The organism is Streptomyces sp. NPDC027962, assembly GCF_055566095.1.
Map to the genome: position 1 here is coordinate 48,138 of NZ_JBVHTA010000008.1, position 19,330 is coordinate 67,467.

Annotated in this window: 17 protein-coding genes and 1 pseudogene; 4 read left to right on the forward strand and 14 right to left on the reverse strand. The window is 70.8% G+C overall.

Annotation, left to right across the window (positions count from 1 at the left end; translation table 11 throughout):
• Positions 1-101: 101 nt before the first annotated feature.
• From ACZ4SA_RS10190 to glnA, 4 genes and pseudogenes are all read right to left on the reverse strand, one after another.
• Entirely contained in the window at positions 102-1,361 is a 1,260-nt protein-coding gene (locus ACZ4SA_RS10190) for a S8 family peptidase (protein WP_468271979.1), read from the reverse strand.
• A 229-nt stretch (positions 1,362-1,590) separates the two neighbouring features.
• Complete coding sequence (locus ACZ4SA_RS10195; protein WP_468271981.1) at positions 1,591-1,722, reverse strand: IPT/TIG domain-containing protein; 132 nt, start codon at positions 1,720-1,722, stop codon at positions 1,591-1,593.
• Between the two features lie 28 nt (positions 1,723-1,750).
• Positions 1,751-1,924, reverse strand: a pseudogene (locus ACZ4SA_RS10200) (aromatic-ring hydroxylase C-terminal domain-containing protein); the annotation flags it as partial.
• Between the two features lie 382 nt (positions 1,925-2,306).
• Positions 2,307-3,716 carry a type I glutamate--ammonia ligase gene (glnA, locus tag ACZ4SA_RS10205; RefSeq protein ID WP_468271983.1) on the reverse strand — a complete coding sequence of 470 codons (1,410 nt, stop codon included), beginning with the start codon at positions 3,714-3,716 and terminating at the stop codon, positions 2,307-2,309.
• Positions 3,717-3,924: 208 nt separating this feature from the next.
• On the opposite strand from glnA, the gene ACZ4SA_RS10210 reads away from it, so the two are divergent.
• A complete protein-coding gene (locus ACZ4SA_RS10210) occupies positions 3,925-4,392 on the forward strand; it encodes an RDD family protein (protein WP_468271985.1) in 468 nt (155 codons plus the stop codon).
• A gap of 122 nt (positions 4,393-4,514) precedes the next feature.
• Here ACZ4SA_RS10210 and ACZ4SA_RS10215 read toward each other — a convergent pair whose 3' ends face one another.
• The 4 genes from ACZ4SA_RS10215 to lipB all read right to left on the reverse strand — a co-directional run bounded on the left by ACZ4SA_RS10215 (position 4,515) and on the right by lipB (position 7,612).
• Complete coding sequence (locus ACZ4SA_RS10215; protein WP_468271988.1) at positions 4,515-5,222, reverse strand: DUF4191 domain-containing protein; 708 nt, start codon at positions 5,220-5,222, stop codon at positions 4,515-4,517.
• Between the two features lie 19 nt (positions 5,223-5,241).
• Positions 5,242-5,451 carry an SCO2195 family GlnR-regulated protein gene (locus tag ACZ4SA_RS10220; RefSeq protein ID WP_468271990.1) on the reverse strand — a complete coding sequence of 70 codons (210 nt, stop codon included), beginning with the start codon at positions 5,449-5,451 and terminating at the stop codon, positions 5,242-5,244.
• A gap of 237 nt (positions 5,452-5,688) precedes the next feature.
• Positions 5,689-6,663 (reverse strand): lipoyl synthase, encoded by a 975-nt coding sequence (gene lipA / locus ACZ4SA_RS10225; protein WP_468271993.1) that lies wholly within the window; start codon positions 6,661-6,663, stop codon positions 5,689-5,691.
• 121 nt (positions 6,664-6,784) lie between these two features.
• Complete coding sequence (lipB, locus tag ACZ4SA_RS10230; RefSeq protein ID WP_468271995.1) at positions 6,785-7,612, reverse strand: lipoyl(octanoyl) transferase LipB; 828 nt, start codon at positions 7,610-7,612, stop codon at positions 6,785-6,787.
• A 241-nt stretch (positions 7,613-7,853) separates the two neighbouring features.
• Here lipB and ACZ4SA_RS10235 point away from each other — a divergent pair, with 241 nt between their 5' ends.
• On the forward strand, positions 7,854-9,305 hold the full coding sequence (locus ACZ4SA_RS10235; RefSeq protein WP_468271997.1) for a regulator: 1,452 nt from the start codon (positions 7,854-7,856) through the stop codon (positions 9,303-9,305).
• A 376-nt stretch (positions 9,306-9,681) separates the two neighbouring features.
• Here ACZ4SA_RS10235 and ACZ4SA_RS10240 read toward each other — a convergent pair whose 3' ends face one another.
• A complete protein-coding gene (locus tag ACZ4SA_RS10240) occupies positions 9,682-11,040 on the reverse strand; it encodes an NAD(P)/FAD-dependent oxidoreductase (RefSeq protein ID WP_468271999.1) in 1,359 nt (452 codons plus the stop codon).
• A gap of 187 nt (positions 11,041-11,227) precedes the next feature.
• Complete coding sequence (locus ACZ4SA_RS10245; protein WP_468272000.1) at positions 11,228-12,127, reverse strand: TIGR01777 family oxidoreductase; 900 nt, start codon at positions 12,125-12,127, stop codon at positions 11,228-11,230.
• 44 nt (positions 12,128-12,171) lie between these two features.
• Between ACZ4SA_RS10245 and ACZ4SA_RS10250 the strand changes: the two genes are divergently transcribed.
• Positions 12,172-12,672 (forward strand): GNAT family N-acetyltransferase, encoded by a 501-nt coding sequence (locus ACZ4SA_RS10250; protein ID WP_468272002.1) that lies wholly within the window; start codon positions 12,172-12,174, stop codon positions 12,670-12,672.
• 58 nt (positions 12,673-12,730) lie between these two features.
• Here ACZ4SA_RS10250 and ACZ4SA_RS10255 read toward each other — a convergent pair whose 3' ends face one another.
• Complete coding sequence (locus tag ACZ4SA_RS10255; RefSeq protein WP_468272357.1) at positions 12,731-13,252, reverse strand: DUF4240 domain-containing protein; 522 nt, start codon at positions 13,250-13,252, stop codon at positions 12,731-12,733.
• 133 nt (positions 13,253-13,385) lie between these two features.
• Here ACZ4SA_RS10255 and ACZ4SA_RS10260 point away from each other — a divergent pair, with 133 nt between their 5' ends.
• Positions 13,386-14,318, forward strand: a complete 933-nt coding sequence (locus ACZ4SA_RS10260) for an SDR family oxidoreductase (RefSeq protein WP_468272005.1) — start codon at positions 13,386-13,388, stop codon at positions 14,316-14,318.
• A 30-nt stretch (positions 14,319-14,348) separates the two neighbouring features.
• On the opposite strand, the gene ACZ4SA_RS10265 is transcribed toward ACZ4SA_RS10260, so the two are convergent.
• From ACZ4SA_RS10265 to aceE, 3 genes are all read right to left on the reverse strand, one after another.
• On the reverse strand, positions 14,349-15,314 hold the full coding sequence (locus ACZ4SA_RS10265; RefSeq protein ID WP_468272007.1) for a helix-turn-helix transcriptional regulator: 966 nt from the start codon (positions 15,312-15,314) through the stop codon (positions 14,349-14,351).
• A gap of 19 nt (positions 15,315-15,333) precedes the next feature.
• A complete protein-coding gene (locus ACZ4SA_RS10270) occupies positions 15,334-16,152 on the reverse strand; it encodes a MerR family transcriptional regulator (RefSeq protein ID WP_468272010.1) in 819 nt (272 codons plus the stop codon).
• Positions 16,153-16,249: 97 nt separating this feature from the next.
• Positions 16,250-18,919 carry a pyruvate dehydrogenase (acetyl-transferring), homodimeric type gene (aceE, locus tag ACZ4SA_RS10275; RefSeq protein WP_468272012.1) on the reverse strand — a complete coding sequence of 890 codons (2,670 nt, stop codon included), beginning with the start codon at positions 18,917-18,919 and terminating at the stop codon, positions 16,250-16,252.
• Positions 18,920-19,330: the final 411 nt, after the last annotated feature.

Below are 19,330 nucleotides of genomic sequence, written 5' to 3' on the forward strand. Positions count from 1 at the left end.
TTCTTTTTTCCTCTCCTCTTTCCCGCGCAAGCAGATCCCCTTCTCTCCCCCCCCCCCCCCCCCCCCCCCCCCCCCCCCCCCCACGAGGCGGATGACCGTCGTCAGAAGGACGAGAGCCTGAGCAGACGCTCCTTGGTGCCGTCGCCGTCCTGCGAGGGCCAGGTCCAGTCCAGGCTGCCGGCGCCCTGCAGAGCCGTCTTGACGCTCTGCGGCGGTGCGCCGGGGTGGGTGGCCAGGTACAGCGCTGCGCCGCCCGCGACGTGGGGCGCGGCCATCGAGGTGCCGGACAGCGTGGTGTAGCCGCCGCTGTTGGAGGTGGAGTAGATGCACACGCCAGGCGCGATCAGGTCGATGTCGGGGCCGTAGTTGGAGAAGTCGGCGAAGGTGTCGTCCTGGTCGTTGCGACACGTCGGCCGGCCGAGACCGCCCGGCTTGCCGTCGAAGTCGGCCAGGGCGCTGACGGTGATGACTTCGTCGTACGCGGCGGGGATCATGTTCTTGGCGTCGGCGTGGTCGTTGCCGGCCGCCACGGTGTAGGTGACGCCCTTGGCGACGGAATTGCAGATCGCCTGGTGCATGGCGTCGTTGTTGCTCTTGCCGCAGTTGCCGTCGTCGGTGCCGGCGCCGCCCAGGCTCATGTTCGCGACCTCGATCTCGTCGGCGTGCTGGGTGACGTAGTCGATGCCGCAGATGACTGACGAGGTGGTGCCGCTGCCCAAGGGGTCGAGCACCTGGACCGGCCAGAGCCGGGCGCCCGGTGCCGTACCCACCACCCCGGTGCCGTTGTCCAGGGCGCCGATGGTTCCGGCGACATGCGTTCCGTGACCGTGCCAGTCGTTCGGGGGCAGGATGGGGAGCCAGCAGTTCTTGCCGCCGGCCCGGTACACATTGAGGTCGGGGTGGTTCGGGCTGATCCCGGTGTCGATGACGGCGACATCAGCGTCCACCCGGGTGTCGACGCCGTCGATGGCCGCTGTGGGGCTCTTGTCCGCCTCAACCCGGTCCACACCGGTCGGGACCGACTGAGCGGTGGCCTGTACCCGCCGGTCGGGCTCCACCGAACTCACCCGCGGGTCGTCCGTGAGCGTGGCTGCGACGCTCGGGCTCATGGACGCCGCATAGCCCTGGAGGGCGTGGCGGTACACGTGCTGCACCTCGGCCCCGAGGTTGGCGGCCTCCTCGACAGCCGCGTTCACAGCCGCCTCCACGCCGGCAGCGTCGGCAGCGGCCGTGTCCTTGAGGGTCACGATGTAACGGCCGGGGATCTGGTCGGACTGCGGAGGCGCCTTGGCCACCGCCGGGCTCAGTGGTGTGGCGGCAAGAGCGAGCGCGAGGAGGGCCACAGGGAAGATTTTGAGCATCCCAGACCTTTCTTGAGGCATGGAGACCGGAGAGCAACGCCGTGTTTCCGGAGGACTTTTCGTAGCTGTACGTGTAGCTACCGCGCTCACAGCTAGCAGCTTCGCGGAGGTGGCCGCAGGCCGACATCCGGCGTTCACCGGATTCCCTGACTCTCTGTCAACCATGTGGTCCTGTGCTCCCGGCTGCCGGTCGCAGTCCGGGCCACCCCGGGAACGGGGCGTGTGGACGCTACCGTCCGGTGTTGGCGCCATCGGCGAAGCCCGAGCCGCTGATGGTGACCGGGGTGCCGGCCTTTCCGCTGGTCGGGCTGACCGCACTGACCACCACAGGTGCGGGTCCGCGGTAGGCGAACTGCTCCATCGCGACGTGCGTGCAGTTCGCCGAGCCAGGTGCGCAGCGCGGTCGCCAGAGCTGCGGTGTCCGCGGGCAGGCCCGGGGCGGCGGCCCAGGCGACGATGCGGTCGGGGCGGATGAAGGCGGCCGACAGATCGCCGCGGTCGGCAGGGGCGGCCGCCATGGTCGACAGGCGGTCCCGCTGTCCGGCCGCATCCTCGAAGACTCGGCTGCCGCCCGGGGCGAGGAGGCCTCCCGCTCATAGGCCAAGGGCCGGAGGCATCAGCCTCCGGCCCTTTGACAACTACGGCTGACAGCGCAACCTGCGGCACCCATCACAGCAGGTCACCGACCCGCCCCGTTACCGGGAGACCAAGAAGGCTGCCGCCGCACACCGAGCCTGGACGAGCCAGCGAGGGCCGCTGCCCCGGCTATGGGGTAGCGGCCCTCGCAGTGTTTCTGACATCAAGTCAGCGAATCGGCCGGGCGATGCGCACTCGGTGCACAAGGTGGCGGAGACCAAGCGGTGACAGTGAGGACTGCTGAGAAGAGTTTTCGCAGGTCACAGTCTGTTTCCAGGGCTCCAGGCCAGGTCGCGCGACCCCGCTCTCTTAGATGTCGAAGTACAGCTCGAACTCGTGCGGGTGCGGACGCAGCTGGATCGGGGCGATCTCGTTCGTGCGCTTGTAGTCGATCCACGTCTCGATCAGGTCGGACGTGAACACGCCGCCCGCCTGCAGGTACTCGTTGTCCGCCTCGAGGGCGTCGAGGACGGCCGGGAGGGAGGTCGGGACCTGCGGGACGCTCGCGTGCTCCTCGGGGGCCAGCTCGTAGAGGTCCTTGTCGATCGGCTCGGCCGGCTCGATCTTGTTCTTGACGCCGTCGAGGCCCGCGAGGAGAAGGGCCGAGAAGGCCAGGTACGGGTTGGACGACGGGTCCGGGGCGCGGAACTCGACGCGCTTGGCCTTCGGGTTCGAGCCCGTGATCGGGATACGCATCGCCGCGGAGCGGTTGCGCTGCGAGTAGACCAGGTTGACCGGGGCCTCGAAACCGGGCACCAGGCGGTGGTACGAGTTCACCGTCGGGTTGGTGAAGGCCAGCAGCGACGGCGCGTGCTTGAGGATGCCGCCGATGTAGTAGCGGGCGGTGTCCGACAGGCCCGCGTAGCCCTGCTCGTCGTAGAAGAGCGGGGAGCCGCCCTGCCAGAGCGACTGGTGGACGTGCATGCCGGAGCCGTTGTCACCGAAGATCGGCTTCGGCATGAAGGTCGCGGTCTTGCCGTTGCGCCAGGCGACGTTCTTCACGATGTACTTGAAGAGCATCAGGTCGTCGGCCGCCGCGAGCAGCGTGTTGAACTTGTAGTTGATCTCGGCCTGGCCGGCGGTGCCGACCTCGTGGTGCTGGCGCTCGACCTGGAGGCCGTTCTTGTCCAGCTCCAGGGAGATCTCCGCGCGCAGGTCGGCGAAGTGGTCCACCGGCGGGGCCGGGAAGTAGCCGCCCTTGTAGCGGACCTTGTAGCCGCGGTTGTTCTCCAGCGCGCCGGTGTTCCAGGCGCCCGCCTCGGAGTCGATGTGGTAGAACGACTCGTTCGCCGAGGTCTGGAAACGCACGTTGTCGAAGACGTAGAACTCGGCCTCGGGACCGAAGTACGCGGTGTCGGCGACGCCGGTGGAGGCGAGGTACGCCTCGGCCTTCTTGGCCACGTTCCGCGGGTCACGGCTGTACTGCTCGCCGGTGATCGGGTCGTGGATGAAGAAGTTGATGTTGACCGTCTTGTCGCGGCGGAAGGGGTCGACACGCGCGGTCGACAGGTCCGCACGGAGCGCCATGTCGGATTCGTGGATGGCCTGGAAGCCGCGGATCGACGAACCGTCGAAGGCAAGCTCCTCCGCCGGGTCGAACGCCGCAGCCGGGATGGTGAAGTGCTGCATCACGCCCGGGAGGTCGCAGAACCGGACATCGATGAACTTGACGTCCTCGTCCGCGATGAACTTCTTCGCGTCGTCGGCGTTCTGGAACATCCAACTCCTCCTACTCCCACCCGGGAGGGGCGGGGTTGCAGCTCGTCCGTGAGGCCAGTGCGGTGGCACACGCTGGTCTCGACCGTAGGCGGACGGGATTTCTCCAGCATGACCCATTTGTTTCGTCGAAGTTAACCGGATCGAACTCGCAGCGCCGGATCGGCCCCCGGGCGCAGGCGGGTGAAACCGAGCACAGTACCGTGGACGGGTGGACAACAGGCAAGCAATCGGATCGTGGCTCTCCGGGCCCCGCGCGGCGGCCGAGGACATGGGCGTCGACTTCGGATACCGAGGTCAGCGGCTCGGTCTGCCGGAGACGGGACCGGGCTCCGTGGCCCCTGTCGGGCGGCGCTTCGGGGCGCTCTTCATCGACTGGGGGCTATGTTTCCTGATCGCATACGGACTGTTCGCGGGCGGTGACCGGCAGGCGGCCGGCAACTGGGCCCTCGGCATCTTCTTCGTGCTCAGCGTGCTGACCGTGGGGACGGTCGGGTTCACCCCCGGCAAGCGGCTCCTCGGCCTGCGCGTCGTCTCCGAGAACGGCGGACGCCTCGGCGCCGGCTGGGTCGTCGTACGCAGCGCGCTGCTGTGCCTCGCGATCCCGGCGCTCATCTGGGACCGCGACGGCCGCGGACTGCACGACCGCCTCGCCCGCGCCGTGCAGGTGCGGATCTGAGCGAGGGGCTGCTGATCTGAGCGAGGGGCGATGCCTCTCGCATGAAACGAAGCACATGAACGAGTCAGGCGGCCGGGGCATCGTCCCGGCCGCCTGACTCGTTCGTTCGCTCGTTCGTCGCGTCAGCGCATCTTTCCGCCGCGAGGCATCCGCATGCCCTTCGGCATCGGCCCCTTCGGCAGCGGCATGTTGCTCATCAGGTCGCCCATGGCGCGCAGTCGGTCGTTGGTCGACGTCACCTGGGGGCCGGTGAGCACCCGAGGAAGCTTGAGCATCGTGGTGCGCACCTTGTTCAGCGGCACCTGGCCCTCGTCGTTGCCGACCACGATGTCGTGCACGGGGACGTCCACGACGATGCGGTTCATCTTCTTCTTCTCGGCCGCGAGCAGGGTCTTCAGCCGGTTCGGGTTGCCCTCGGCCACCAGCACGACCCCGGCCTTGCCGACCGCGCGGTGCACCACGTCCTGGTTGCGGTTCATCGCGACCGCCGGGGTCGTGGTCCAGCCGCGTCCCACGTTCTGCAGGACCGCGGCCGCCGCGCCCGGCTGGCCTTCCATCTGTCCGAAGGCCGCCCGCTCCGCGCGCCGTCCGAAGATGATCGCCATGGCCAGGAAGGCCAGCACGAAGCCGAGGATGCCGAGGTATACGGGATGGCCGATCAGGAAGCCGATCCCGAGGAAGACACCGAAGGTGACGATTCCCACACCCGCGACGACAAGACCGACCTTCGGGTCGGCCTTCCGGGTCATCTTGTACGTCAGAGCGATCTGCTTCAGTCGCCCCGGGTTCGCAGCTGCGTCAGCGCTGTCTGAGTTTGCCTTCCTCGCCATACGAGGAAGTTTACGTGGCCTACGAAGTGCGGGCAGCCACGGCCTCCAGTACGTGCTGGGCCTCGACCCGGTCCTTGGCCCTGCGGCGGTCCTCGAGGACCGCCGTCCACGCGTTGCGGCGGGCGGTGCGCTGGCCGCCGGAGAGCAGCAGGGACTCCACGGCGCGCAGCGCGCCGGTGACGGACGGGATCGGGTGGGCAGTGACGTGACGTACCGGCGCGGCCTGCATGGTGAAGGTTCCCCCTCGGGGTGAGCGGCGATGAGTGGGAGCTGTGCGTGAGTCAAGCGTCACTGATTGGTGTTACCAGGGCATGACGGGGTGGTCAAACGCTGATGAAAGACAAATGCGCGGGTCGCATGCACCCGCAGGACGCCGACGCGGTCCGCCCCCTGCCCCCGACCTGCGGGGAGGGTGCGGACCGCGTCCAACTGAGCGTTACCGACCGGTAGCTGCTTGTGCTTGACTTCACACAGTCCTGGTGGCCGGAGCTGCGGCGCCGGCTCCGCGGGCCTCCATCGCCTGCTGGAAGAGGCGGCCGGCCCGGTACGACGAACGGACCAGCGGGCCCGACATCACACCGGAGAAACCGATCTCGTCGGCCTCCTCCTTCAGCTCCACGAACTCCTGAGGCTTCACCCAGCGCTCCACCGGGTGGTGGCGCACCGACGGGCGCAGATACTGCGTGATCGTGATCAGCTCACAGCCCGCGTCGTGCAGGTGCTGCAGCGCCTCGCTGACCTCCTCGCGGGTCTCGCCCATGCCGAGGATCAGGTTCGACTTCGTCACCAGCCCCGCCTCACGGGCGCGCGTGATGACCTCGAGGGAGCGCTCGTAACGGAAACCGGGACGGATCCGCTTGAAGATCCGGGGCACGGTCTCGACGTTGTGCGCGAGCACCTCGGGGCGCGCGGAGAAGACCTCGGCCAGCTGTTCGGGCACCGCGTTGAAGTCGGGGATCAGCAGCTCGACCTTGGTGTGGCCGCCCTCGCGGTCGGCCGTCATCGTGTGGATCTGGCGCACCGTCTCCGCGTACAGCCAGGCGCCGCCGTCCTCCAGGTCGTCGCGGGCGACGCCGGTGATCGTGGCGTAGTTCAGGTCCATCGTGACGACCGACTCGCCGACCCGGCGGGGCTCGTCACGGTCGAGGGCCTGCGGCTTGCCGGTGTCGATCTGGCAGAAGTCGCAGCGCCGGGTGCACTGGTCGCCGCCGATGAGGAAGGTCGCCTCGCGGTCCTCCCAGCACTCGAAGATGTTGGGACAGCCCGCCTCCTGGCAGACCGTGTGCAGACCCTCGCTCTTGACCAGTTTCTGCAGCTGGTTGTACTCGGGACCCATCTTCGCCCGGGTCTTGATCCACTCGGGCTTGCGCTCGATGGGGGTCTGGCTGTTGCGGACCTCCAGACGCAGCATCTTGCGTCCGTCGGGTGCGACTGCGGACACGACCGGCTCCCTACAGCTTCGATTCTTCGGCGAACACCAGAGTACGCCCGTTAAAAGTGCGGCATTACGTCTGGCCAACCCATGGCCAGAGGGGCGCATTCCCCAGCGCCCTCGGCGGGCGTCAGACGGAGGCTTTCTCGGCCTTCTGCTGCCCGGCCTCCGGCTTCTCGATCTCGCGGGGGCGCGGCTCGGCGTTCTCCAGCACCACTCGCAGATGCCTCTCCAGAACGGGGAGCACCTCCTCGATGGTGATGTCGCGGCCCAGCTCGTCAGCCAGCGAGGCCACGCCCGCGTCGCGGATGCCGCAGGGCACGATCCGGTCGAACCAGGTGTTGTCCGGGTTCACGTTGAGCGCGAAGCCGTGCATCGAGACGCCCTTGGCGATACGGATGCCGATCGCGGCCAGTTTGCGGTCCTCACGGCGCTGGCCGGCGTTGGAGGGCGCGTACTCCGGGCCGCTCAGCCGCGGGTCGAACTCCTCGTCGTGCAGCCGGGGATCGAAGTCCAGCGACAGCCCTCCGGTCGTGGGCCGCTGCTCCAGCGGATCGCCGAGGACCCACACGCCGCTGCGGCCCTCCACGCGGCTGGTCTCCACGCCGAACTCCGCGCAGGTGGCGATCAGCGCGTCCTCGAGACGGCGCACATGCGCGATGACGTCCACCGGCCGCGGCAGCTTCAGGATCGGATAGCCCACCAGCTGGCCCGGACCGTGCCAGGTGATCTTCCCGCCGCGGTCCACGTCGACGACCGGAGTGCCGTCCAGGGGGCGCTCGCTGTCCTCCGTACGCCGGCCGGCCGTGTAGACGGGCGGGTGCTCCAGCAGCAGACAGGTGTCCGGGATCTCGTCGGCGAAGCGGGCGGCGTGGACCTCGCGCTGCTTCTGCCATGCCTCCCGGTACTCGACGGCCTCGTCGCCGAACCCCAGTCGGACGAACCGCAGCTCACTCACGGCTGTGCCTCCCTCGAACCTCGCCCGGCGGTGAGCCGGGCCCCAGCCACTGTACGGCGGGTGAAAACAAGGCGGCCGGGCAGGTCGATGCCCGTCAGCCCCATGGCCAGTACCGGCACCAATCCTCACACGATCGGATGAATGTGGGGCGAAGGCGGCGGAACGGCCGTGGCGGGCCGCTACATTCGCGCCGTTCCAAGAGGGCTGCTCCCGGCCCGGAAGGCAGGAGACCCCGTAACCGATGACGGAACGGACCACACAGCGCACCCCCAACCGGCAGCTCGCGGCGCTCATCGCGGAGGCCGGCTTCTCGCACGCCGGCCTCGCCCGCCGAGTGGACCAGTTGGGGCTGGAGCACGGCCTCGACCTCCGCTACGACAAGACGTCCGTCACCCGCTGGCTGCGCGGGCAGCAGCCGCGCGGCACCACCCCCGCGCTGATCGCCGAGGTGTTCACCCGCAGACTCGGCCGGCGGCTGTCCGCCCAGGACCTGGGACTCGACGCCTGCGCGCCCGTGTACGCGGGACTGGAGTTCGCCGCCACCCCCGAGGAGGCCGTGGACATCGTCAGCGGTCTGTGGCGCAAGGACTCGGGGAGCCACGCCGAACTGCGCAAGATCGCGTTCACCCCGGCCGGACTGGTGGTGCCGAGCAGGGACTGGCTGATCGGGCGGGCCGACGAGCACGTGGGCAGAGGCGACGCGGCGCACACCGGGTCGGGGCGGGTCCCCCTGCAGGGCCCCAGGATGGTGGTGCCCCGGCAGCGGGGCACCACCGACCGTGGGCCGGGCCAGCGGGTCTCCGGCGGTGACATCGCGGCGCTGCGCTCGGTCGGTGAGCTGTTCCGCGCCCTCGACCACGCGTACGGCGGCGGGCACGCGCGGCAGGCCCTGGTGCGCTACCTCGAGCACGAGGCCGAGCCCATGCTGCGCGGCACGTACGGCGAGACCACGGGTCGGCGGCTCTTCGCGGCGGCCGCGGACCTGACCAGACTCGCCGGCTGGACCTCGTACGACATCGCGGCCCACGGTCTCGCCCAGCGGTACTACGTCCAGGCGCTGCGGCTCTCGCAGGCGGCGGGCGACCGGGCGTACGGCTCCTATGTGCTGGTCACCATGAGCCGCCAGGCCGTCTACCTCGGCCACGGCAGGGAGGCCGTGCAGCTGACCAGGGTCGCTCAGCAGGGCGTCGGGCCGTCGGCCCCGCCGCTGGTGCAGGCGCTGCTGCACTCGGTGGAGGCGCGTGGGCACGGAGTGCTGGGCGAGGCACCGGCGTGCACGGCGGCGCTCGTACGGGCCGAGCGGGCACTGGAGACCGCCAGGCCCGGGGACGACGTGCCGCACTGGGCACGGGGCTTCGACGAGGCCCAGCTGGCCGACGAGTTCGGCCACTGCCACCGGGACCTGCGGCAGTACCGGACCGCGGCCCAGCACGCGGAACGCTCCCTGCAACTGCAGGCCCCGGCCTTCGCGCGCAGCCGGCTCTTCTCCCGCGTGGTCCTGGCCTCGGCCCGGCTGGGCCTCGGTGAACTGGACCAGGCGTGCGCGCTGGGGGCGGAGGCGGCGCTGCAGGCGTCGGAGATGCGGTCGGCGAGGGCGACGGAGTACGTACGCGATTTCGAACGCCGCCTGGAGCCGTACCGCGACGCGGCCCCGGTCCGCACGTACCGCGACCGCGTGTCGGCCCTCGGCTGAGGGCCGCCCCCGGGCCACCCGGGGGCGGTCCCCGGCGGCCCGGGGCGCTGTCCCCGGGCCTGGGGCCTGGTGATCGGCCCGGCCGGCGTTCGAGGACAGCGCCGAAGGCGGTACGGGGCCCGGGGCGTGCCCCGGTTTCGGCGTCCCCGTGGGCCCCGGCGGGCGGGTCCGGGGCCTGTTCCGCCTCAGCGTCCCGTGGGCCCTGATGGCCGGCGGACGGGGCCGGGGACCGCCCCGGTTCCGGTGTTTCCCCCGGGTGAGCCCGGCGGCCGGCGAACGAATTCCGGGCCGGCGGCCGGGGCTGCGGACTGCCCTCAACGTCCCCCGTGGGTGCCGGTGGCCGGCGGGCGGGGTGGCGGCCCCGTCCGCCGGGGTTTCAGGCCGCCGCCGTCAGTGGCTTCGGCGCGTGGTCGGCACGGATACCGAAGTCGCTCAGGACCGCCTGCGCCGCCCTGCGGCCCGAGTGCAGAGCGCCCTGCACCGTCCCCGTGTCGCGGTGGTCGCCGCAGACGTAGAGGCCGGAGAGCACCCGCACAGGGCGGCGCAGATCGTGCGGCGCGGGCGATGCCGGCACCGCGCGGGGGTCGTGGTGGACCGCGAGCAGCTCCCACCCGTGGGTGGGCGTGGCGTACAGCGCCGCCAGATGCCGGCGCACCCGCCGCTCCAGGTCCTCGCCCTCGGACCGCGCACCCAGCACCGTCGACGAGATCAGCACCCGGCCGTCCGACGCCCGGGACGGATCGACCTCGCTCATCACCGCGGTGTGCGAGACCGGGCCCGTCCGGTCCGCGTCCAGCACGAGCGACGGCTCCCGCAGTGGGGACTCGGGCGCGGTGTGGTGAAACACGGTCACCGTGTGGAACGACGGCACCCGCAGGCCCGGCAGCAGCCCGGCGGCGGCCCCCGCCCCCGTGGCCAGCAGCACGGCCCGGCAGCGGAGAACGCCGTGCTCCTCGGTGGTCACCGACGTGGTCGAGACGTCCGTGACCGACACCTCCGTCCGTACGGCTCCCGACGGCAGTCCCGCAGCCAGCAGTTCGGGCAGTGTCGCCGCACCGCCCGCCGGTACGCACAGGCGGCCGCGGGCGTAGCCCAGCAGCGCCAGATCGGCGCACCGGCTCGAGGTGCCCGTCAGATCCGGGTCGCTCAACAGCGCGGAGAGCAGCGGGCGCAGAAAGCCGTGCACCGTACGGGCCGGCAGCCCGCGGCCGTACAGCGCCTCCGCGGCGGTCCGTTCCGGGCGGGCCAGGATCCGGTCCACCGGCGTCGCGGCGAGGCGGGCCAGCGACGCCCCGAGCCGCGCCTGGTCGAGCTGGCGGGGCCGAGGGGCGCTCGCGAGGGCGCGCGCAACGGTGAATGCGACCCCTACGCCCCTCGGGGCGTTCGGTGCCCCCCGGCCCACGCTCCGCAGAGCGTGGGGAGAAGCCCCCACTTCGCCGGTCCGCTGGAGCCGGCCTCCGCTGTGCACCAGCACACCGGGCGAGAACATCCGCAGATCGGCGTCCCGGAGCGCCGCCGTGCGGCGCAGCTCCGGGTACGCGGTACTGACCAACTGGCCTGTTCGGTCGAGCCGGAAGCCGTCGAGCTGCTCGGTGGCCATTCTGCCGCCCACCACGGGGCCGGCTTCCACGACGCTGACCGTGACACCCGCACTGGTCAGACGGTGGGCCGCCGACAGTCCGGCGACTCCGGCCCCGACGATGACGACATCCGCATCATGAGCGGTGCTGAGCACGTGCCCCTCCCCGAGGTCGGCGCGGCTGGTGGGAGGGTCATGCCCCCAACAGGCCCGAGGAATACCCGAGTTCGGATCGAGACTAAGGAGGTATGGGGCCGGGGAGGTCGCGCACACCGCGGAGCACCGGAGCGCGGGGGCGCACACGGCGGCCCAGCTCGCCCCGATGTGCCTCCTGCGTCCTCCTCTACCGCAGCGCGGCCCTGATCGCGTCGTCGATGCGCGGGAACGCGAAAGAGAAATCCGATTCCAACAAACGTGCCGGAAGCGCCCGCTGACTGCTCAGCACGTCGGACGCCATGTCTCCGAGCGCCGCGCGCAGTACCGGCTGCGGAACCGCGAACGGCGTCGGGCGCCGCAGCACCCGGCCCATCGCCGCCGTCGCCTCCCGGTTGGTGACCGGTTCCGGCGCCGTCAGGTTCACCGGTCCCGACAGCGACTCGGTGTCCAGGATGTGCCGCAGGGCCGCGATCTCGTCGTGCAGGGCGATGAAGCTCCAGTACTGACGGCCACTGCCCAACCGCCCGCCCAACCCCGCCTTGAACAGGGGGAACATGCGCCCCCACGCGCCGCCGCTCCGGGCCACCACCAGGCCGGTACGGGCGAAGGCCGTCCGTACCCCCGCCTCCTGGGCCGGGGCCGCCGCCTCCTCCCAGTCGACGCACACCTGCGGCAGGAAGCCGTCGCCGGGCGGCGCGCTCTCGTCCACCGGCCGGTCACCGGTGTCGCCGTAGTAGCCGACGGCGCTTCCGCTCACGAGCACCCGCGGCGGTACGTCGAGGGAGACGAGGGCCTCCGCGATCGCCGCCGTACCGAGCACTCTGCTGTCGCGGATCTCCTTGCGGTACGCGTCGGTCCAGCGGTGGTCGCCCACCCCCGCTCCCGCAAGGTGCACGACGGCCTCGCAGCCGACCAGGCCGGCCACGTCCACGTACTGCCGCTGCGGATCCCATTCCACCTCGTCACCGGAGCTCGGCGGGCGCCGGACCAGACGCACCACCTCGTGTCCGTCGGCGCGCAGTGAGTGCACCAGCGCCTTGCCGATGAGTCCGGAGGCGCCGGTGACGGCAATTCGAGATCTCTGCATGGAGCCCATCCTGCCCCCGCCGTCCGCCGTGACACAGTGGCTCCATGCCCGAGTCGCACATACGCCCCGCCCGACGCGTCGACGACGCGGAGCTCGGCGAGCTCGACCGTGCCGCCTGGTCGCCGACGCATGCCGTGACGCCCCGGCCGCAGCCGCCGTACGACCCGTTCTTCGACCCGAAGCACCGGCTGGACCAGTTCCTCGTCGCCGAGGACGCCGACGGCACGATCGTCGGCTATATCCGGCTGGCACCGCCCACCCCGCTCGTCTGCAACCAGCACGTCCGCCAGATCCAGGGCCTCGCCGTGGCCGCCCGGGCACGGGGCCGCGGAGTCGGGCGGTCCCTGCTGCGGGCGGCGTGCGACGAGGCCCGGCGCCAGGGCGCCGTCCGCATCACGCTGCGGGTGCTCTCCCACAACGCGCCGGCGCGGGCGCTCTACGAGGCGGAGGGCTTCGTCGTGGAGGGGGTCCTGCCGGGCGAGTTCCACCTCGACGGCCGGTACGTGGACGACGTCCTCATGGGCCGGACCCTCGACGGGAACTGAGCGGAACTGAGCCGGGAGCCGCGCGGCGCGGGACCGGCCCGGAAGCCGAGCGGCCGGCTCACAGACCGCCGAACCGCTCCCACAGCCGGGGAAAGCGCCGAGCCAGCGCCATGTCGTCGTCGAAGTCGAACGGTGTGCCTGCCGGTTCCGCGGCCTGCACCGGGATGCCCAGGTCGGGCGCGGCGACACCGGTCAGCTGCTCGTACGCCTCGTCCGCCGCGTACCCGAGCTCCTCGCCGTCGCCGTCGATGTCCTCGTCGAACTCCTCCAGCAGCTCGACCAGAGAGTCCGGTTCGTGCACCGCGCCCTCGAAGATCTCCCGGCCCTGCCCGATCAGCCAGCAGCGGAAGTAGTCGAACGCGTCGTCGCTCGCCCCGCCCAGCAGCACCGCGGCGGCACCCCACAGGTCCCAGGTGTAGGCGCGGTTGTAACGGGACTCGAAGTGCCGCGCGAAGTCGAGCACGGAATCGGGGTCGAGCTGCAGCAACCGTTCGACGAGCAGCTCCGCGTGATCCTCGGGGTCGCCTTCGGCGGCCTCGCGGGTGCTGTCGATGATCTCCCAGAACTCCGTCTCGTCCATCACGGGTCCAGCATCGTGGTTGGCGGAGGGCGGCGCACGCGGAGCCGCCGAAAAGCGGCTGTTTCGCAATCGGACACACCTGCACGGGTCATACCAGACAGAAGATGTCCGGTATCCGTGCGACGGTCGGTTCATGACGATGAACAAGCCGCTGGACGGCAGCCTCTCGAACAGGATCGCGCTTGTCGCCGGCGCGACCCGGGGCGCCGGCCGCGCGATCGCCGTCCAGCTCGGCGCCGCCGGCGCGACCGTGTATGTGACCGGCCGGACCACCCGGGAGAGGGTCAGCGAGGTCGGCCGGCCGACCGAGACCATCGAGGAGACCGCGGAACTGGTCACCGCGGCCGGCGGTGAGGGAATCGCCGTGCCCACCGACCATCTCGAGGCGGATCAGGTACGGGCGCTCGTGGAACGCATCGACCGCGACCACGGCCGTCTCGACATCCTCGTCAACGACATCTGGGGCGGGAACTTCCTGCTCGACTTCGACACCAGGATGTGGGACGTCGATCTGCGGCGCGGGCTGCGGATGATCGACCTCGGGGTGAGGAGCCACATCATCACCAGCAGCATCGCGCTGCCCCTGCTGGTCCGTGAACCGGGCGGCATGGTCATCGAGGTCACCGACGGCACGAAGGAGACCAACAAGGGGTTCCGCGAGAACTTCTACTACGACCTGGCCAAGAACGGCCCGATCCGGATGGCGTTCATCCTCGGCGAGGAGCTGGAGGGCGTCGGCTGCACGGCCGTGGCGGTCACTCCCGGGTTCCTCCGGTCCGAGGAGATGCTCGACATCTTCGGCCTGACGGAGGCGAACTGGCGCGACGGCATCGGGAAGCAGCCGCACCACTGGGCGCTGTCCGAGTCGCCCGTGTACCTGGGCCGGGGGGTCGCAGCACTCGCCGCCGACCCGGACCGGTCCCGCTGGAACGGACAGTCCCTCGACAGCGGCCGGCTGGCCAGGGAGTACGGCGTCACGGACGTGGACGGCAGCAGGCCCGACGTGTGGGGGTACATGCTGGCGGAGCAGGCGGGGCAAACACCGGCGGTGGAGGACTACCGGTAGAGGTGCGGGACTGCCGGCAGAGGCGGAGGACTACAGATAGAGGTCCCGCATCCCGGCCGCCGCCCGCGCGAAGCGGTCCCGCAGCTCCTGCGGCTCCAGGACCTCCACCTCCGGTCCCAGGGACAGGAGTTGGCCGTATGCGACGTCGAGGGACTCCACCGGCAGCGTCACCGTCACCCTGCCGCCCCCGTCCGGCGGATCCGCCGCGGCGAGCGCCTCCTGCGCGGCGGCGCGGTCCGTCACGTACGGCAGCCGCCGTGCGCCGTCCGCGGTGGCGCGGACGACGACCTCGGCGCGGAGGATGGAGCGCGCGAACTGCGCCGCGCGCTCCTCCCAGAAGCCGGGCAGATCGAAGGCCTCGTCGCGTTCGAAGAACTCCCCGTCCGCCTCGGCCGCAGAAAACCGGTCGATCCGGTACACCCGGAACGTGTCGTTCGCCCGGGCGCACAGATACCAGACGCCGGCCTTCAGCACGAGCCCGTACGGCTCCAACTCCCGTTCCACCTCGGCGTCCCGGCGGCGGTACGCCGCCCGGATGCGGCGGTCGTCCCACACCGCCTCCGCGATCACCGGCAGCAGCTCCGGGGTTTGCGGCTCCTGATACCAGCCGGGGGCGTCCAGGTGGAAACGGCCGGCCGCGGAGTCGGAGGCGTTCCTGAGCGAGGGGAGCAGCGCCGCGGTCACCTTCAGGCGTGCCGCGGACGCCGCGTCCTCGAGCCCCATGTCGCGCAGGGCGCCCGGCAGCCCGGACAGGAACAGGGCCTCGGCCTCCGTGCGGGCGAGCCCGGTCAGCCGGGTGCGGTAGCCGCCGACGAGCCGGTAGCCGCCCGCCCGGCCCCGGTCGGCGTAGACCGGCACACCGGCCTCCGACAGGGCGAGCGCGTCCCGGGTGACGGTGCGCTCGGACACCTCGAGCTCCCGGGCGAGCTCCGCCCCCGTCATCGACGGCCTCGACTGCAGGAGCAGCACCATCTTGATCAGCCGGGCAGCGCGCATGCCCTCATCATGGCGCAGGTCAGGCCAGCGGTACCTGGAGCTCCGTCACCCACTTCCGCTTGTCCGGCGGGCACTCCAGATAGACCTCGCGGGCGTAGCCGGCCGAGATGTGGCCGCCCGCGTCGATCCAGCGGGCCAGGGTCTGCTCCGTGGGCATGATGGTGTCCATCGGCCCGCGGTGCACGATCGTCGCCGCCCGCTCGACGGCCGGGAGGTCGACGATCTCGAAGTCCTGACCGGGGGCCGCACCGGCCGCGACGGTGCACCCGGCGTGCACCAGGATCGTGCCGTCGCCCTCGGGCGTGTTCTCGTAGTAGGCGACGCCCGGGCCGGTCGGCGTGACGCCGGCCGCCTTCAGCCGCCTGAACAGCTCGTCGTACAGCGGGGAGATGACCGGGCCGATGTGCTCGGGTGCGTAACTGGCGGCGACCGCGGACAGTTCGGCGATCCGCACTGCCGGAACGGCCTTGGTGACGACGTCCTGGGTGGGCATGTGCCCCTCGCTCTCGATCGACCGGAGCCTCGCCTCGACCTGCGCCAGCCTGGCGGTCGCCACGGACATCGCCTCCTCCAGCTCCACCTGCCGCAGCTTGAGCATCCCGCGCAGCTCCAGTGGGGTCAGCTTGTCCTCGAGGATCTCCTGCACCTGCTGGAGCGTGAAGCCGAGATCCTTGAGGGCGACGATCCGGTTGAGCCGGTCGAGCTGTGCGGCGGAGTAGTAGCGGTAGCCGGTGAAAGCGTCGGTGTGCTCGGGGTGCAGCAGCCCGACGGCGTCGTAGTGACGCAGCATGCGGGCCGATACGCGGCCGTGCCTGGCGAAGTCTCCGATGGTGAACATGACGACTCCCACTGCACGGGTTCACACGGTGTCAAGGTCAAGCATCGCGCACGACGGCCCCGGAGGCAGCTGCCTCCGGGGCCGTCGTGCGCCGGTTCTACAGGCCGTAACGCTCGCGCGCCTCCTTCACGGCAGACACCGGGACCTCACCGCGCCTGGCGAGCTGGGCCAGCGCCGCGACCGTGATCGACTGCGCGTCCACGCCGAAGTGGCGGCGGGCGGCGTCTCGGGTGTCGGAGAGGCCGAAGCCGTCCGTGCCGAGCGACGACCAGTCCTGCTCCACCCACTGGCTGATCTGGTCCGGCACCTGGCGCATCCAGTCGGAGACCGCGAGGACCGGGCCCGGCGCGCCCTCCAGCGCCTGGGTGACGTACGGGGTGCGCTGCTCGCCGCGGAGCAGGGCCTCGTCCGCCTCCAAGGCGTCACGGCGCAGCTCGCCCCACGACGTCGCGGACCATACGTCGGCCGCCACGTTCCAGTCGGCGGCCAGCAATTGCTGGGCATCGAGCGCCCAGTGGATGGCTGTACCGGAGGCGAGGAGCTGGAGCCGCGGTGCGTCGGCGCCGGCGGAGCCCTCGTTGAAGCGGTACAGGCCCTTGACGATGCCCTCCTCCACGCCCTCCGGCATGGCGGGCTGCGGCTTGGGCTCGTTGTAGACGGTGAGGTAGTAGAAGACGTCCTCGGCGTCCGGGCCGTACATCCTGCGCAGACCGTCCTTGACGATCACCGCGATCTCGTACGCGAACGCCGGGTCGTAGTTCAGCGACGCGGGGTTCGTGGCCGCGATCAGGTGCGAGTGGCCGTCCGCGTGCTGCAGGCCCTCACCGGTCAGCGTCGTACGGCCCGCGGTGGCGCCGACGATGAAGCCCTTGCCGAGCTGGTCGGCGAGCTGCCACATCTGGTCGCCGGTGCGCTGCCAGCCGAACATCGAGTAGAAGATGTAGAACGGGATCATCGTCTCGCCGTGCGTCGCGTACGACGTGGCGGCGGCGATGAAGTCGGCCATGGCGCCGGCCTCGGTGATCCCCTCGTTGAGGATCTGGCCGTCCTTGGCCTCCTTGTAGTACATCAACTGGTCGCGGTCGACCGGCTCGTACGTCTGACCGAGCGGCGAGTAGATGCCCGCCGACGGGAACAGCGACTCCATACCGAACGTACGGGCCTCGTCCGGGACGATCGGGACCCAGCGCCTGCCGGTCTCCTTGTCCCGCATCAGATCCTTGACCAGGCGTACGAACGCCATGGTCGTGGCCATCTCCTGCTTGCCGGAGCCCTTGTGGAGCGCCTTGAAAGCGCGCTCCTCCGGCTGCGGCAGCGGGGCGGAGGCATGCATCCGGCGGGCCGGAGCGGGGCCGCCGAGGGCGGCGCGGCGCTCCTGGAGGTAGCGCACCTCCGGCGAGTCGGCGCCCGGGTGGCCGTACGGTACGAGGCCGTCCTCGAACGCGCTGTCCGCGATCGGGAGCCCGAGCAGCTCGCGCATGCCCTTGAACTCGTCGATCGTCAGCTTCTTCATCTGGTGGTTGGCGTTCTTGGACTCGAAGCCCTTGCCGAGCGTGTAGCCCTTCACCGTCTGGGCGAGGATCACGGTCGGCGCGCCCTTGTGCTCGACGGCCGTCTTGTACGCCGCGTACACCTTGCGGGCCTCGTGGCCGCCGCGGGAGGTGCAGAAACACTCGGCGATCTTCGCGTCGGTGAGCAGCTTCGCCAGCTCGACGAGCGCCGGCTCCGCGCCGAAGAAGTGCTCACGGATGTACGCCACGTCACGGGTCGCGTACGTCTGGAACTGCGCGTCCGGGACCTCACGGAGGCGGCGCACCAGCGCGCCCGTGGTGTCGAGCTGGAACAGCTCGTCCCAGGCCGAGCCCCACAGCGACTTGACCACATTCCAGCCGGCGCCGCGGAACTGGGCCTCCAGCTCCTGCACGATCTTGAAGTTGGCGCGGACCGGGCCGTCGAGACGCTGCAGGTTGCAGTTGACCACGAAAGTCAGGTTGTCCAGCCGCTCGCGCGAGGCGAGGGCGAGTGCCGCCGTCGACTCGGGCTCGTCCATCTCGCCGTCACCGAGGAACGCCCACACATGGGAGTTCGTCGTGTCCTTGATCCCGCGGCCCAGCAGATAGCGGTTGAAGCGCGCCTGGTAGATCGCGGAGAGCGGGCCGAGGCCCATGGAGACGGTGGGGAACTCCCACAGCCAGGGCAGCCGGCGCGGGTGCGGGTAGGAGGGCAGGCCGTTGCCGCCCGACTCCTGCCGGAAGTTGTCGAGCTGCTGCTCGCTGAGGCGGCCGTCGAGGAAGGCGCGGGCGTAGATACCGGGGGAGGCGTGGCCCTGGATGTAGAGCTGGTCGCCGGAGCCGTCACCCTCCTTGCCGCGGAAGAAGTGGTTGAAGCCGGTCTCGTACAGCCAGGCCGCGGAAGCGAAGGTGGCGATGTGGCCGCCGACGCCGTACCGGGAGCCGCGGGTCACCATGGCGGCCGCGTTCCAGCGGTTCCAGGCCGTGATGCGCTGTTCCATCGCCTCGTCGCCGTCGAAGGCGGGCTCGGCGGAGGTCGGGATGGTGTTGACGTAGTCCGTCTCCAGCAGGCGGGGCAGGGCCACACCCGCCTTCTCGGCGTGCTGGAGCGTGCGGCGCATCAAGTACGCGGCGCGGTGCGGGCCTGCGTGCTCCGTGACGGCGTCGAGGGACGCCGCCCACTCGGCGGTTTCCTCGGCGTCGCGGTCCGGGAGCTGGTCGAGCTCGCTCGGAAGCTTGCCTACGGGGTCGGTCATGATCGCCGCCTTCCGGACAGGAGGGGGGTGGAGACAAGGGGGTGCCGTGTCTGGCAGGACAGGGCGAGGGGTTGGTGAACCCGAGGTCGACTGTAAGTCTCTGATCGATGATCGATCAAAGTCTCCTGCGAAATTGGCATCCAGTGCCGCGAAAGTGGGCACGCTGTGCCGGGTTAAATCGGTCTTTTTCGGGCGCTCCGCGCCCGGACCCGGTGTGCTTGGGCTTGGCCGGTCGGGGGGTGTGGTGTTTCCCGGGGCGCCCCCGTGGTGGCCCGGTCCGGGGGCGGGCGGGGGCGGGGGCCGCCGGGGTCTCGTGGTCGGCCTGGTCGGGGGGTGTGGTGTTTCCGGGGGTGTCCCTGCCTTGTGGGTGGTGTGGGGGTCGGGGCCTCCGGAGGGGGGTGTCCGGAATGG

Bases quoted from the DNA above. Each gene is read 5' to 3' on its own strand.
- ACZ4SA_RS10190 (WP_468271979.1), bottom strand. From the start codon at position 1,361: ATGCTCAAAATCTTCCCTGTGGCCCTCCTCGCGCTCGCTCTTGCCGCC.
- ACZ4SA_RS10195 (WP_468271981.1), bottom strand. From the start codon at position 1,722: ATGGAGCAGTTCGCCTACCGCGGACCCGCACCTGTGGTGGTCAGTGCG.
- glnA (WP_468271983.1), bottom strand. From the start codon at position 3,716: ATGTTCCAGAACGCCGACGACGCGAAGAAGTTCATCGCGGACGAGGAC.
- ACZ4SA_RS10215 (WP_468271988.1), bottom strand. From the start codon at position 5,222: ATGGCGAGGAAGGCAAACTCAGACAGCGCTGACGCAGCTGCGAACCCG.
- ACZ4SA_RS10220 (WP_468271990.1), bottom strand. From the start codon at position 5,451: ATGCAGGCCGCGCCGGTACGTCACGTCACTGCCCACCCGATCCCGTCC.
- ACZ4SA_RS10235 (WP_468271997.1), top strand. From the start codon at position 7,854: ATGACGGAACGGACCACACAGCGCACCCCCAACCGGCAGCTCGCGGCG.
- ACZ4SA_RS10245 (WP_468272000.1), bottom strand. From the start codon at position 12,127: ATGCAGAGATCTCGAATTGCCGTCACCGGCGCCTCCGGACTCATCGGC.
- ACZ4SA_RS10250 (WP_468272002.1), top strand. From the start codon at position 12,172: ATGCCCGAGTCGCACATACGCCCCGCCCGACGCGTCGACGACGCGGAG.
- ACZ4SA_RS10255 (WP_468272357.1), bottom strand. From the start codon at position 13,252: ATGGACGAGACGGAGTTCTGGGAGATCATCGACAGCACCCGCGAGGCC.
- ACZ4SA_RS10260 (WP_468272005.1), top strand. From the start codon at position 13,386: ATGACGATGAACAAGCCGCTGGACGGCAGCCTCTCGAACAGGATCGCG.
- ACZ4SA_RS10265 (WP_468272007.1), bottom strand. From the start codon at position 15,314: ATGCGCGCTGCCCGGCTGATCAAGATGGTGCTGCTCCTGCAGTCGAGG.
- ACZ4SA_RS10270 (WP_468272010.1), bottom strand. From the start codon at position 16,152: ATGTTCACCATCGGAGACTTCGCCAGGCACGGCCGCGTATCGGCCCGC.
- aceE (WP_468272012.1), bottom strand. From the start codon at position 18,919: ATGACCGACCCCGTAGGCAAGCTTCCGAGCGAGCTCGACCAGCTCCCG.